General features: G+C 67.7%; 14 protein-coding genes. 12 read left to right on the top strand and 2 right to left on the bottom strand.

All coding sequences use genetic code 11. From position 1 onward, the window contains the following. The first annotated feature begins 31 nt into the window (after positions 1–31). Complete coding sequence (locus AC5P74_RS08970) at positions 32–505, top strand: MerC domain-containing protein (protein WP_053498867.1); 474 nt, start codon at positions 32–34, stop codon at positions 503–505. 175 nt (positions 506–680) lie between these two features. On the opposite strand, the gene AC5P74_RS08965 is transcribed toward AC5P74_RS08970, so the two are convergent. Further along, a complete protein-coding gene (locus AC5P74_RS08965) occupies positions 681–1,583 on the bottom strand; it encodes a LysR family transcriptional regulator (RefSeq protein ID WP_053498865.1) in 903 nt (300 codons plus the stop codon). Between the two features lie 117 nt (positions 1,584–1,700). On the opposite strand from AC5P74_RS08965, the gene dkgB reads away from it, so the two are divergent. The 8 genes from dkgB to AC5P74_RS08925 all read left to right on the top strand — a co-directional run bounded on the left by dkgB (position 1,701) and on the right by AC5P74_RS08925 (position 8,260). Then, positions 1,701–2,504, top strand: coding sequence for a 2,5-didehydrogluconate reductase DkgB (dkgB, locus tag AC5P74_RS08960; RefSeq protein WP_053498863.1), 804 nt, complete (start codon positions 1,701–1,703; stop codon positions 2,502–2,504). An 11-nt stretch (positions 2,505–2,515) separates the two neighbouring features. Beyond that, on the top strand, positions 2,516–3,514 hold the full coding sequence (locus AC5P74_RS08955) for a TIGR03571 family LLM class oxidoreductase (RefSeq protein WP_070489612.1): 999 nt from the start codon (positions 2,516–2,518) through the stop codon (positions 3,512–3,514). Continuing rightward, positions 3,511–4,449, top strand: a complete 939-nt coding sequence (locus tag AC5P74_RS08950) for a cyclase family protein (RefSeq protein WP_346608050.1) — start codon at positions 3,511–3,513, stop codon at positions 4,447–4,449. Before AC5P74_RS08955 ends, AC5P74_RS08950 begins: the two co-directional genes overlap by 4 nt. Further along, on the top strand, positions 4,446–4,769 hold the full coding sequence (locus tag AC5P74_RS08945; RefSeq protein ID WP_053498859.1) for a MoaF-related domain-containing protein: 324 nt from the start codon (positions 4,446–4,448) through the stop codon (positions 4,767–4,769). The genes AC5P74_RS08950 and AC5P74_RS08945 overlap by 4 nt, the downstream gene beginning before the upstream one ends. Positions 4,770–4,879: 110 nt before the next feature. Then, on the top strand, positions 4,880–5,257 hold the full coding sequence (gene copC, locus AC5P74_RS08940; protein WP_053498857.1) for a copper homeostasis periplasmic binding protein CopC: 378 nt from the start codon (positions 4,880–4,882) through the stop codon (positions 5,255–5,257). A gap of 10 nt (positions 5,258–5,267) precedes the next feature. Further along, positions 5,268–6,152, top strand: coding sequence for a copper homeostasis membrane protein CopD (gene copD / locus AC5P74_RS08935; RefSeq protein ID WP_346608051.1), 885 nt, complete (start codon positions 5,268–5,270; stop codon positions 6,150–6,152). Positions 6,153–6,197: 45 nt separating this feature from the next. Then, positions 6,198–6,896 carry a heavy metal response regulator transcription factor gene (locus AC5P74_RS08930; protein WP_346608052.1) on the top strand — a complete coding sequence of 233 codons (699 nt, stop codon included), beginning with the start codon at positions 6,198–6,200 and terminating at the stop codon, positions 6,894–6,896. Next, positions 6,893–8,260, top strand: a complete 1,368-nt coding sequence (locus tag AC5P74_RS08925) for a heavy metal sensor histidine kinase (protein ID WP_346608053.1) — start codon at positions 6,893–6,895, stop codon at positions 8,258–8,260. Before AC5P74_RS08930 ends, AC5P74_RS08925 begins: the two co-directional genes overlap by 4 nt. Positions 8,261–8,357: 97 nt before the next feature. Here AC5P74_RS08925 and AC5P74_RS08920 read toward each other — a convergent pair whose 3' ends face one another. Then, positions 8,358–9,290 carry a LysR family transcriptional regulator gene (locus tag AC5P74_RS08920; protein ID WP_495204883.1) on the bottom strand — a complete coding sequence of 311 codons (933 nt, stop codon included), beginning with the start codon at positions 9,288–9,290 and terminating at the stop codon, positions 8,358–8,360. A gap of 105 nt (positions 9,291–9,395) precedes the next feature. On the opposite strand from AC5P74_RS08920, the gene AC5P74_RS08915 reads away from it, so the two are divergent. From AC5P74_RS08915 to AC5P74_RS08905, 3 genes are all read left to right on the top strand, one after another. Beyond that, entirely contained in the window at positions 9,396–10,139 is a 744-nt protein-coding gene (locus AC5P74_RS08915) for an SDR family oxidoreductase (RefSeq protein ID WP_053498848.1), read from the top strand. A 224-nt stretch (positions 10,140–10,363) separates the two neighbouring features. After that, positions 10,364–11,065, top strand: a complete 702-nt coding sequence (locus tag AC5P74_RS08910; protein ID WP_053498847.1) for a fimbria/pilus chaperone family protein — start codon at positions 10,364–10,366, stop codon at positions 11,063–11,065. Further along, entirely contained in the window at positions 11,062–13,530 is a 2,469-nt protein-coding gene (locus AC5P74_RS08905) for a fimbria/pilus outer membrane usher protein (RefSeq protein ID WP_495204882.1), read from the top strand. The genes AC5P74_RS08910 and AC5P74_RS08905 overlap by 4 nt, the downstream gene beginning before the upstream one ends. Positions 13,531–13,637 lie beyond the last annotated feature (107 nt).

Below are 13,637 nucleotides of genomic sequence, written 5' to 3'. Positions count from 1 at the left end.
GGGGACGTTCCAATTGTTACTATGTAACATTATGGACCACATCCCCACGACGCCCGCAAGGGCCCTGGCCCAGCCGCCAACTTCGGCACGCTGGCACCCCCGCTTCGATCTTGCCGGTGCCTGGCTGTCCCTGGCCTGCGCCGCCCATTGCATCGCCCTGCCCCTGCTGCTGGCCTTCGTGCCGGCAGCGATGATGGCGCTGCGTTCGTTCCAGCACCCCGGCCATGGCGCGATGACCGTGCTGCTGGTGATGTCGCGCTGGGAATGGCTGTTCGCGCTGCTGGCCTCGTCGCTGGCCTTGGCGAGCACCTCGGCCGGGCTGCACCGGCACGGGCGCGGGCGGCCCCTGCGGCTGGCGTGCGTCGGCGCAATCCTTCTACTGTCAGCCTCGCTGTACCTGCCGCTGAAGGAATCACTGCTCTGGCATGGCGTCACCACCGCGTGCGGCGGCATGATGCTGGCGGCAGCACACATCGGCAATCGGCGGGCGCTGCACAACCGCTAACACCGGCTGCGGGTCGGTTGGAACACGCCATCCACGCATGGCGTGGATCTACTGAAACATGCAGCACAGCCAACGGTAGTGCCGGCCGCTGGCCGGACGGAAAACACCATCCACGCATGGCGTGGATCTACTGATGCACTCCCGGCAGCCGGCCAGCGGCCGGCTCTACCCCTCCTTATTCGTCAAACGGACGCTGCCCCAGCGTCTGCGTCACGTGGTCGACGAAACAGGTGATGCGCGCGGCCAGCGCGGTGTTGCGGTAGTACACCGCGTTGATCGGCTGCCGAACGTCCTGCGTCTGCTTGGCGAACAGCTGCACCAGGCGGCCATCACGCCGATCCTGCCGGGTCAGGAAGTCGGACAGGCAGGCGATGCCCAACCCGGCCACCGCCATCTGCCGCAGTGTCTCGCCACTGGATGAAGCGATGGCCGGCTCGATCACGAAAGGCCCGCCATCGGCATCGTGTAGTGGCCATTCGTTCAACGAACTGGGCTGGGTAAAGCCCAGCAGGTCGTGCTCGCGCAACTGCTCCACGCGCGTCGGCGTGCCGTGCCGTCGCAGGTACTCGGGGCTGGCCACCACGCGGATGCGGCTGTGGCCGATCGGTCGCGCATGCAGGGTGGAATCGCGCAGCACGCCGATGCGGAACGCCACATCGGTGCGCTTTTCGATCAGGTCGGTGATGCCCTCGTTGGAATTCAGCTCCAGCTCCACCTGCGGGTAGCGCTCGCGAAAGCCCTCCAGCAACGGCACGATCACGTGCAGCATGAATGGCGTGGCCGCATCCACGCGCAGGCGCCCGACCGGCTGCAGCCGCCGCGCGGCCATCTGTTCCTCGGCCTCGTCCACCGTGGCCAGGATCGTGCGCGCGTACTCCAGGAACGCCGTGCCTTCCTCGGTCAGTTCCAGCCGCCGCGTGGTCCGCCGCAGCAGCGTGGTCTGCAGCTTGTCCTCCAGCCGCGCCAGCGTGCGGCTGGTGGCCGAGATGGTCAGCTCCAGCTCCTCGGCCGCCGCCGTGATCGAACCACTGTCAACCACGGCCACGAAGGCCTTCAGCTCATCCAGGGTGGTTTTCATTTTTTACCTCGGCGCAAAAGCGTTTCCCGTATACACGGCTTAATCAACAAATGTAAAGCGCCCACACTTCGCCCTGTCCCGAGCCGCCGGCTCGCAACGAAGTCCCTGGAGTCCATCATGAGCGTTCCTTCCTTTGGCGTCGGCACCTTCCGCCTGACCGGCCAGACCGTCATCGACTCGGTGCGCGATGCCCTGGAAGTCGGCTACCGTGCGGTCGATACCGCGCAGATCTACGGCAACGAAGCCGAGGTCGGCCAGGCCATCGCCGAGTCCGGCGTAGCACGCGACCAGTTGTTCCTGACCACCAAGATCTGGGTGGACAACTACGCTGCCGACAGACTGATCCCGAGCCTGCGCGACAGCCTGGCCAAGCTGCGCACCGACTACGTCGACCTGCTGCTGATCCACTGGCCGGCGCCGGGCAATGGCGTTGAGCTGCGCGAATACATGACCGCACTGGCTGAAGCCAAGACGCTGGGCCTGACCCGCCAGATCGGTGTGTCCAACTTCAACATCGAGCTGACCCGGCAGGCCATCGAGGTGGTCGGCGCCGGCGAGATCGCCACCAACCAGATCGAACTGAGCCCCTACCTGCAGAACCCGGCACTGACCGCCTTCCTGCAGGACCAGGGCATCACCGTCACTTCCTACATGACCCTGGCCTACGGCAAGGTGCTGAAGGACCCGGTGCTGGCCGCCATCGCCGACAAGCACCAGGCCACCGTGGCCCAGGTCGCGCTGGCGTGGGCACTGCAACTGGGTTACTCGGTCATCCCGTCCTCGACCAAGCGCGAGAACCTGGCCAGCAACCTGCTCGCCCAGGACCTGCACCTGGATGCTGATGACATGGCCGCGATCGCCGCGCTTGACCACAACGGCCGCGAAGTCGATCCGCCGGGCCTGGCCCCGGACTGGGACTGAGGAGCCTCGCCATGGGCAGTGCGTTGACGCGTCTGCAGGCCGGTGGCTTCAGCATCGGCATCGAGGCACCGCTGGACAATGACTGGACGCCGCTGGGCGAACAGGCACGACGCGCCGCGCGACGCCTGCCCGGCGAACCGGACCTGCAGCGCCATGCGGAACTGGCACGGTTGGCCGACCGCCTCGGCTTCCGTGCGCTGTGGGTACGCGACGTGCCGGTGTACGACCCGGCCTTCGGCGATGCGGCGCAGGTGTTCGAGGTATTCAGTTACCTCGGCTACCTGGCCGGCATCACCAATGACATCCTGTTGGGCACCGGTGCGGTGGTGCTGCCGATCCGTGAGCCATTGCTGACCCTGAAGTCGGCGCGCAGCGTGCAGCGGCTCAGCGGTGACCGCCTGCTGCTGGGCGTAGCCAGTGGCGACCGCCCGGTGGAGTACCCGCTGTTCGGCCGCGACTTCGACACGCGGGGCAGCCGCTTCCGCGAGCAGATCGCACTGCTGCGCGAAGGCGCCGCCGCGCACCTCCCGCAGGGTTTGGACGTGCTGCCCGCGGATGGCCCGGCCCTGCCGTTGTTCGTGGCCGGCCTGGCCCAGCAGCAACCGGCCTGGATCGGCCGGCACATGGATGGTTGCCTGGCCTATCCGGGCACGCCACAGGACCATGGGCAACGCGTGGCAGCGTGGCGCGCCGTGGCCGGCAACAAGCCGTATGCCAGCTTCATCCACCTGGACCTGGTGGCCGACGCCGATGCCCCCCTGCAGCGCTGGCGCTTCGGCCTGCGCGGCGGCCGCGACGCCCTGCTGGCCGAACTGCACGCCATGCAGGCGGCCGGTGTCGACCACATCGGCCTGCAGTTCCGCCGCAACGAACGACCGTTGGCCGATACCTTCCACGAAATCGCCGAGTACGTGCTGCCGCACTTCCCGGCCCATGCCGGTGCCGCCGCGCCGCATGCCCCGCTGGCCCCCCCCCGCGACGGCCTGACAGTTACCGGAGCTTTGCCATGACGATGAAGACCCTGGCCGCGCTTGCGCTGGCCACCCTGCCGCTGTCCTTCCAGGCTGCCGCCGAGGACTGGTATCCCTCTGCCTACGGCGCCAACGACGAGATCGGCGCGGCCAACCTGCTGACCGCCGACGTGGTCAAGCACGCGGTATCGCTGGTCAGGACCGGCAAGACCTATCCGCTGGCGGTGCCGGTGGACAAGAACCTGCCTGCGTTCCGCCACCGCAGCTTCCGCCTGTACAACGTGCAGGTCGGCCAGCAGGCCGGCACGTCGCTGGGCCCCAACAAGTTCACCTTCAACGATGAACTGGTGAACGCCTGGACCGGCGTTGGCACCCAGCTCAACGGCATCGGCCATATCGGCATCGACAACGTCTACTACAACGGCAACAAGTCTGCCGACTTCGTCACCGTGGACGGTGTGCGCAAGCTCGGCGTCGAGAAGGTACCGCCGATGGTCACCCGCGGCGTCGTGCTGGACATGACCGCGTACTACGGCAAGGCGATCGTGCCCGGCGGCACCGAGTTCACGGTGGCCGACATCCAGGCCGTGCTGAAGAAGCAGGGACTGAGCCTGCGCAAGGGCGACGTGGTGCTGTTCAACACCGGCTGGCTGGAACTGATCGGCAAGGACGACAAGCAGTTCCTGGAAGTGGAACCGGGTATCGGCATGGAGGCCGCGAAGTGGCTGGCCGACCAGGGCATCGTCGCCTTCGGTGGCGACACCTGGGCCTCGGAGGTCTACCCGAACCCGAACGGTGCCGAGGAGTTCCCGATCAACCAGTACATGCTGGCCAAGCGCGGCATCTACAACCTGGAGTTGATCGACAGCCGTGCGCTGGTGCGCGACAGCGCCTGGGAATTCCTGTTCGTGCTCGGCCAGCCGCTGTACGTCGGCTCGACCCAGGTCAACATCAACCCGGTGGCGATCCGATGAACACCGCGGCTGACCTTCCCCTGTTCGCTGGCCGCCGCTTCCGCGTCAGCTATGACGGCCTGGCCGCCGACAATGTCTACAGCGCCGATGGCCGCCACGTGCAGTACGCCATCGTCTCCGGCGCCTATGCCGGTGCGCAGGGCGAAGCCGCCTGCGAGTGGCAGCGGATCAGCAAAGGGATCTATGCCATTTCGTGGCAGGAAGCCGATGGCGCTACGGTCGTGCATGTCGACGATTTCGTGGGCGGGCGTTCGCTGGCCTGGTTCACCGCCACCGATGGCAGCTTCCATCGCATGCAGGGGCCGCTGGCAGCGCTGTGATGCCGGCCAGCGGCCGGAAGGAACATTACAGATCGGTAATGCAAGGGTCAGGGCGGCGAAAGGCGCTGCCCTCCACCCTGTGGGCCACGTCTTCCACAGGTGTCCCACGCATGACCCACCCCCTGCTCCGCTCCACTGCCCTTGTTCTTCTCCTGTCCGGCCTCGCGCTTGCGCCGCTGGCGCTGGCCCATCCCAGCCTGGTGCGCTCGACGCCGGCCGCCGACGCGATCGTGGCCCCGGCCAGCCAGATCGAGCTGCAGTTCAGTGAAAAGGTGATGCCGCGTGCCACCCGCATCGAGCTGAGCATGGACCATGGCCGCATGAAGATGGCCATGCCCACCACTGCGCAGGAGCTCTCCGAAGATGGCCACACACTGCGCGCACGCTTCGCCAAGCCCTTGCCGGCAGGCAGCTACGCACTGCAGTGGCGCGCGGTCGGCCAGGACAGCCACCCGATCACTGGCACGTACCGTTTCACCGTGAAGTAAGGCTGCCGACGTGGCCGAGCTCTCGCCGTATGCGTTGCGGCTGGCGCTGTACCTGGTGCTGATGCTGCTGTTCGGGCCGATGCTGTTCGTCCGTCCGGGGCTGCCGCGCGGCGTCTCCCTGGCGCTCGCCCTGATCGCGTTGGCCTTGGTGGTCACCGATGCCATCACCCGGTTGTCCGTTGTCCTCGGCATCGCGCCGGCCGACATCGACCCTGCAACGGCGCACTGGTTCCTCACCGGTACGCCGGTGGGTAAAGCCGGCCTGCTGCGTACCGTGGCGGTGCTGGCGATGCTGCCCCTGCTGGCATTCGCCACGCCGCTGCAGGGCCTGCGCCGCGTGGCCCTGCTCGCATTGTCTGCCACGGCGTTGGCCAGCCTGTCCTGGAACGGCCACGCCGCTGCGGGCGATGGGTTCGGTGGCACGCTGCGGCTGCTGGCCGGCATCGTGCACCTGCTGGCCGCCGGCGCCTGGGTCGGCGCGATCGCCGCCATTCTGCAACTGGCGCTGCGTCCACAAGGCCTGCCCCTGCGCGAACGCACCCATGCACTGTGGCAGGCCGCCCACAGCTTCGCCCTGCCCGGCACGGTCATCGTCGCCACCCTGGCGATGACCGGCACCTATACCTATGTCAATCTCGGCGGTTCCGTACAGACCCTGACCGGTACCGCACACGGGCGCTGGCTGCTGCTCAAGCTGGCCCTGGTGGGCGGCATGCTGGGGCTGGCGGCACTGCACCGCTGGCGGCTGGTGCCGGCACTGGCGGTTTCCATCCATGGCGGCTGGCAACCGCCGCCGCTGCGTTCCCTGCGCTACAGCCTGGCCTGCGAATCGCTGCTGGCGATACTGGTGCTGGCCTGCGTCGCGATCCTCGGCACGCTGGATCCGTTGGCGTGAACCGGCACCACCGACCCGTGCCCAAGCTGCGATGATGGGCGCATCATGAAACTGCTGATCGTCGAAGACGAACCCAAGACCGGCAACTACCTGCGCCAGGGCCTGATCGAGGCCGGCTACGTGGTCGATCTCGCCTGCAACGGCATCGACGGGCTGCATCTGGCCGGCAGTGGCGAGTACCAGCTGATCATTCTCGATGTGATGCTGCCCGGCCTGGATGGATGGAACGTGCTGTCGCGGCTTCGTGAGGCGGGCTGGCAGGTGCCGGTGCTGTTCCTGACCGCGCGCAGCAGCATCGCCGACCGCGTGCAGGGCCTGGAGCTGGGCGCCGACGACTACCTGGCCAAGCCGTTCGCCTTCGCCGAACTGCTGGCGCGGGTACGCACCCTGCTGCGTCGCGGCCAGGCACAGCCGCAGGCCGAGCGCATCGTCATCGCCGACCTGGTGGTGGATACCCTGCGCCGCCGGGTCGAACGCGGCGGCCATCGCATCGCCCTCAGCCAGAAGGAATACATCCTGCTGGAGCTGCTGGCGCGTCGCCAGGGCGAAGTTCTGCCGCGCTCACTGATCGCATCACAGGTGTGGGACATGAACTTCGACAGCGACACCAATGTGATCGACGTGGCGATCCGCCGCCTGCGCGCGAAGATCGACGATGACTTCGATGCCAAGCTGATCGTCACCGTGCGCGGCATGGGCTATGTGCTGGAGGCGCCGGACGACGGTGCAGTGCACAACGGATGAGCCTGCGTCGTTCCATTGCGGTACGGCTGACACTGCTGTTCGCCATCGTGGCCACGCTGGTGCTGGCCGCATTGGGCGTGGCGATCTATGTCAGCGCCCGCCATGATCTTGTTGCCCAGGACTTCATCGAACTGGAAAACAAGATCGCGTTGATCCGCGACCTCGCTGACAATGGGCCCGCCACCGCACGCGGGCCGCGGTTGGCAGAGGCGCTCGGCCACCATCCCGATATCGCCTTCCACATTGTTGATGGGAGCGGAGCCGTGCTGTTCTCCACTGCGCCGGCGCTGCTGCGCGAGCATGCACGCAGCCAGCCCATCGATGCCACGCCACGGCGGCACGACTGGATCCTCGCCGATGGTCGCTGCATGCACGCCCTGCACCTGCGCCAGACGCTGGCCGACAGCAGCCAGCTGGTCACCCTGCTGGCCATCGATGACAACCGCCATGCCGACTTCCTGGAGCGCTTCCGCCACCTGCTGGCGATCGCCATCATCGGCGCCGCAGTGGCCAGCAGCCTGCTCGGCGGCTACGTGGTGCGGCGCACGCTGCGGCCGCTGCGCACGCTGGCCGATGAGGCAAGGCAGATCACCGCTGGCCGGCTGCAGCGCCGCCTGAGCGCGCGCAGTGCACCGGCCGAACTGGAGCAGCTGGCGCAGACCCTCAACGGCATGCTGGCACGCCTGCAGCAGGACTTCGCGCGGCTGACCGAGTTCTCCGGTGATCTCGCCCACGAGCTGCGTACGCCCATCACCAATATGCTCACCCAGGTGCAGGTGGTGCTGGCGCACCCGCGCAGCAACGAGGCCTACCGCGAGACGCTGGCGTCGTGTGCCGAGGAACTGCAGCAGCTGGCACAGACCGTGGGCGACCTGCTGTACCTGGCGCAGGCCGAAGCACCGGGCGCGCTGCCTTCGCGCGAGCCGGTGGCGCTGGATGGGGTGGTGGATTCGCTGCTCGAGTTCTACGACCTGCTGGCCGAGGACCGGCAGTTGACCCTGCGCCGCGAAGGTGTGGCGAGCGTGGAAGGCAACCGCTTGATGCTGCACCGGGCGATTGCCAACCTGCTGTCCAACGCGTTGAAGCATGCCGCTGCCGGTAGCGAAGTGCGGGTACGGCTGGCCGAGGCCGATGGCGTGTGCAGGGTCAGCGTGCACAACGTCGGCACGCCGATTTCCGCCGAAGCGCTGCCGCGCCTGTTCGATCGTTTCTACCGCGGCGAGCGTGGCCGCCACGAAGGTGCGGGGCTGGGCCTGGCGATCACCCGCGCGATTGCACAGGCGCATGGCGGCAGCGTGAGTGTTGCGTCCGATGACACCGGCACCGTGTTCGAGCTGGTGTTGCCGAGCGCCGCAGCCCGGTAGTGCCGGCCGCTGGCCGGCACTACCGGTGCATCAAGCGCATTGCAGCTGCCGGCCAGCGGCCAGCACTACCCCGACACAGCTATCCCGTCGTGGCGTTTCAGGAGCGCCGCTTCGGTAGTGCCGGCCGCTGGCCGGCAACACCGGTCTGCTCGAACACCCCGGCCACCCAGTCGATGAACACCCGCAAGCGCGGCGACGGCGTGCGGTTGCGCGGGTAGACCAGGCTCAACGGACTCGGCGTCGGCGGCGCCTCCGGCAGCAGCTCCACCAGCTGCCGGCGCGCGATGTACGGGTCCATCCGGTAGCGAGGTGCCTGGATGATGCCCAGGCCTGCCAGCGCGGCACCGAGGAACGCATCCGCGCCGGACACACGCACCCGCGCCGGCAACGGCAGGTAGCGCACCTGCCCGCCCTGCTGGAACTCCAGCGGAATCAGCTGGCCGCTGGCGCTGGAGCGGTAGCCGACCATCTGGTGGCCGTCCTGCAGGGCGTCGATGCTGCCCGGCACGCCCCTGGCCTGCACGTAGCCAGGCGAGGCGACCGTCACCTCGCGCAGCATCGTCAACCGGCGCGCCGCCAGATCGCTGTCGGCCAGCGTCCCGACCCGCAACGCCGCATCCACGCCTTCGCCCAGCAGGTCGACATAGCGGTCGCCTTCGCTGACCTCCAGTTCGATCTCGGGGTAGCGCTGCAGGAATTGCGGCAGGTGCGGGAACAGCAGGTGCCGGCCCAGCGTGCCATGCACTTCAATGCGCAACGGGCCGCGCGGCGGCGCGTCACGGAACGCGGCCTCGGCATCATCCATGTCGGCGATCAGGCGCAGGCAACGGCCATAGAAGGCCTCGCCTTCCAGCGTTGGCACCACCCGCCGCGTGGTCCGGTGCAGCAGGCGCACGCCCAGCCGCTGTTCCAGTGCCTTGATCGCGTCGGTCACCGTGGCCCGCGGCAGGCCCAGGTCCTCGGAAGCCCGGGTGAAGCTGCGGCGCTCGACGATACGGACGAAGGCGCGCATGGCCGTGAAGCGGTCCATTGTTCGGTTGTCCGGATGATGTTGACGGATTATGCAGGATTATCCGAAAAGGCAATATCGCGAAGATGGCCCTGCGCCACTCCGGCGCGCCCGCTGGAACCGACCATGACCCTCTCCCCCGCCCGCTCTGTCGCCCTGGTCACCGGCGGCTCCCGTGGCATCGGCGCCGCCATCTCCCGCCGCCTGGCCGCCGATGGCCACGCGCTCGCGATCAACTATGCGGGGCGCCGCGACGACGCCGAAGCTTTGGCGGCCGAGCTCAGCGCAGCCGGCGCGCAGGCCATCGCGCTGCAGGCGGATGTCGCCGATCCTCAGGCGGTGCGGCAGCTGTTCGATGCCATCGAGGCGCGCTTCGGCGGTATCGACGTAGTGGTGAACAGTGCCGGCGTGCTGCAGTTGGCGCCGCTGGCCGACAGCGACGATGCCCTGTTCGAGAGGGTGATCGGGATCAACCTGAAAGGCGCCTTCAACGTGCTGCGCGAGAGCGCGCGACGGGTGCGCGACGGTGGCCGCCTGATCACCCTGTCCACCAGCGTGGTTGGCATCAAGCTGGAGAACTACAGCGTGTACGCGGCCAGCAAGGCAGCGGTGGAGACGATGGGCGCGATCCTCAGCAAGGAGCTTCGCGGGCGCAACATCACCGTGAATGCAGTGGCCCCAGGCCCGACCGCCACCGACTTGTTCCTCGAGGGAAAATCGCCGGAACTGATCGAGCGGCTGGCGAGGATGAACCCGCTGGAGCGGCTGGGTACGCCGGAAGACATAGCCGGCGCGGTGGGGTTCCTGGCTGGCACGGATGGCGGATGGATCAACGGCCAGGCGCTGCGCGCCAACGGAGGGATGGTCTAGCGACAGCACAGTCCGCACCGCACCGCGTCTGCACCGATCATCAAGCGGACGACACATGCGTCAAGCGTGCGAACTATCGTCATCGTCCGATGTTTCACCCGCTGCATCCACCACAGAATCCAGTCTGCCCCCAACCTCGACTCCGAGTCAGGGGGCATCCTTCGAACCCTCTGCAGGCGGCACAGTTGCCGCCGCCTGCTGGAAGCACTCTGTGGTGGTCCGTCATGCATCTCGTCCGCTCCAACCTGTACCGCTCTGTCCTTGTGGCCGCCTGTGCGTTGGCCGCGGCCCCGGCGTTGGCCGATGGCATGCAGCCCAAATCCACCATCGTCATCCTCGATGAGGCCGATGGCGAAACGACCACCACTGTCACCAATACCGACAAGGCCCCCGCGCTGCTGCACACCGTGGTGTTGGACATTCCCGAAGACCCGGACACCGTAGTGATCGCCACCCCGCCCATTGCGCGCGTGGATGCAGGCCAGCAACAGCTGGTGCGCTTCATCCTGCAGGGTGAACCGCTGAAGACCCAGCGCCTGAAGCGCGTGACCTTCGAGGGTATCGGCCAGCCCAACCAGGAGACCGGCAAGGCCACGGTGGGTATCGGCGTGCGCCAGAACCTGCCGCTGCTGCTGCACCCCAAAGGCCTGCCACGCAATGATGCCCCGTGGAAACTGCTGACCTGGTCGCGCGACAGCCGCACGCTGACGCTCACCAATGACAGCCCCTATGTGGTGCGACTGGCCCCCTCGGTCACCTTGCTGCCCTCGGGCAAGACCGCGGAGCTGAAGCGCGCCTACCTGCTCGCCAACGAAGCCGTGTCGTTGCCGCTGCCCGAAGCCTCGGCCGCGGACACCACGCTGCGGATCAGTCCGGCAAGCGTCTACGGCTTCTCCGTCGACACCTACGACCTGCCCCTGCAATGACCGCACGCCCCCTGGCACGTGCCAGGCGGGGAACGCAGGACACACACCAGACTGGCCTGATCCGGCTGCCGCGCACAACACTGGTGGCGGCGCTGGCCAGCCTCGTGCATGCGCCTGTAGCCAGCGCGGACCCCGGTACCCAGGCGATGGAGTTTGATCGCAGGGCGCTGGCTGCGCGTGGCCTGGACCCCGCCCTGGCCGAACTGTTCCGGCATGAGCCGCGCTTTGCGCCAGGCACGCATCGGGTCACGGTGACGGTCAACGGCAGGACCGGCGCCCAGCTTCATGCGCGCTTCGGCGAGGAGGGCCAGCTGCTGGCCGACATGGCGTTGCTGCGCAGGGCACGCCTGCGCTGGCCAGCCAGCTTCGACCATATGGACGACGAGGCCACGTTCGACCTGCGCGATGCCTGGCCGCAGGCGGTGATCCGCCCGGAGCCCGGCACGCAGCAGCTGCACCTGGTGGTGCCCGAAGATGCGCTGGACGACTCCCCGGTCGACGCCGTCGATGTGGAACGCGGCGGCATCGGTGGACTTCTGAACTACACCCTCAGTTCCAGCACCATCGCCGCGGGCGGGAACACGCGCACCTCCTACTCGGCCTATACCGAGACGGGCTTCAATGCGGCGGGCTGGATGTTCCGCAGCCGCCAGTCAATGAGCGCCGACCCAGGCGGCAAGCGGCTGCAGTTCCAGGACAGCTATATCGAACGCAGCCTGCCGCGCCGACGCGCGCTGTTGCGGCTCGGCCATGTCTCCTCGGCCAATCCGCTGTTCACCGGCATTCCGATCAATGGCGTGCTGCTGGTGCCCGAGTCCGCACTGGCCGTGGCCGAGGCGTCGGCAGGCGCTCTGGTGGAAGGCATCGCCAGCAGTGAAGCGCGCATCGAGATCCACCAGGCCGGTGTGCTGCTGCATACCACGCTGGTACCGCCCGGGCCTTTCAGCCTGTCTGGTTTCTCGCTGCGCAACAGCACCACCGACCTGGACGTCACCGTGCACGAGCACGATGGTGAACGTACCTTCGTGGTGCCTGCCTCCAGCTTCAGCCGTGCCACGCTTGCGCGCCCCGGAAAGACCTTTGCTGCCGGCCAGCTGCGCGATACGGTGGCCCACGCTCCCGGTGGTCCACAGGCCGTGGTCACTGCCAGCACCGCCTGGCGCCTCCCCAAGGCCGATGTTGTCGCCAGTTCCGGATTCCTGCTGACCGGGCAGTACCGTGCGGTGGCCATCGGCCTCGACCAGATCACGCGCGGCAATGCGGAGATGGCATTGAGTGCCCGGCTCACTGCCGCCTCCTCCCGCGTGGGCGTGGGCTATGCGCTGGATATGCGCGCCAACACGCGCATGAACGGCATCAGCGCCTACGTTGGCATGCTACGGCAGAGCGCGAACTACGCCGACCTGTACACGGCATTGCAACCACGCGACGACGAATGGTTGCCCACGCGCACGCGCTGGCAGGCCTCCGCCGGCCTGGCTTTCAGTACGTCACGGCTTGGCAGCTTCAACGTATCCTGGTCGCCGCGCCGCCGCTTCGATGGCCAGAGCAGCAGCCACCTGTCCGCAGGCTGGTCGCACCGCGTTGGCCGCAGCCTGCTCACCGCCTCGGTGCAATCGACGCAGGGTGGAGCAAGGGGCACCGATCGCAGCGCACAGCTGTCGTGGGCGTTGCCGCTGGGCAACACCTCGGTGCGCAGCAGCGCCCGGAAAAGCCGCGGCACCGAGACCTTCACCGTGGACGCGTCCGGTCGCCTGGACTCGCAACTGGCCTGGCGCACCTCGGTCGAACATATCCGCCAGAGCGAGTCCAGCCCCCGTTTTTCCGTCGGTGCCGGGCGGATGACACGCCGCGCGCACCTGTCGGGCAGCGCCTCGCACAGCCAGGGCAACACCCATATCAACCTGGCCGCCAGTGGCGGCCTGGTGCTGCACCGCTACGGCCTGATCTTCTCGCCGCAACCGCTGCAGGACACCTTCGGCATTGCCCAGGTGGATCGCCAGCCGGGCGTGCGCCTGGAAAGCGACGCCGGCAGCGTCTGGACCAATCGCCGCGGATTTGCCGCCATTCCGCGCATCCGTCCCTATGTCGCCACGCGCGTGCAGGTGGACGGAACCACGCTGCCGTCCAAGGTGGATGTGCACAACGCGGTGTATTCCCTGCACGTCGCGCGGGGTGCGGTGCCCAAGGTGCAGTTCCGCACCCAGGAAACCCGCCGCGTGTACGTACACGCCACGCTGGAACACGGCCAACCGCTGGAAAAGGGAAAGCTTGTTCTGGCTGCGGGCCAGATCGTCAGCGCCGTCGCCGAGCGCGGCCGGATCTTCATTCCGAACGTGGAACCGGGTGTGCCGATTGAAGTGCAGCTGGGCGAAGGCCAGCGCTGCACGCTCGAACTGGCTCTGGAAACACCGGTGTCGAATGACGCGTTCTTCGAACAGGGAACCGCGATATGCCGGCCGTAGTACGGCCGCGAACCCACCTCCCCGGCGCGATGCGGCGCCTGCCGGCCCTGCCGGCATTCCATCCCCCGATAGTGCCCGCATCGGCCTGTCGATTCCAAAGAGAGTGA

The sequence above is a fragment of the Stenotrophomonas sp. YJH_SMC_94-11 genome (assembly GCF_059370435.1).
This window is presented reverse-complemented; position numbering and strand designations above follow the sequence as displayed.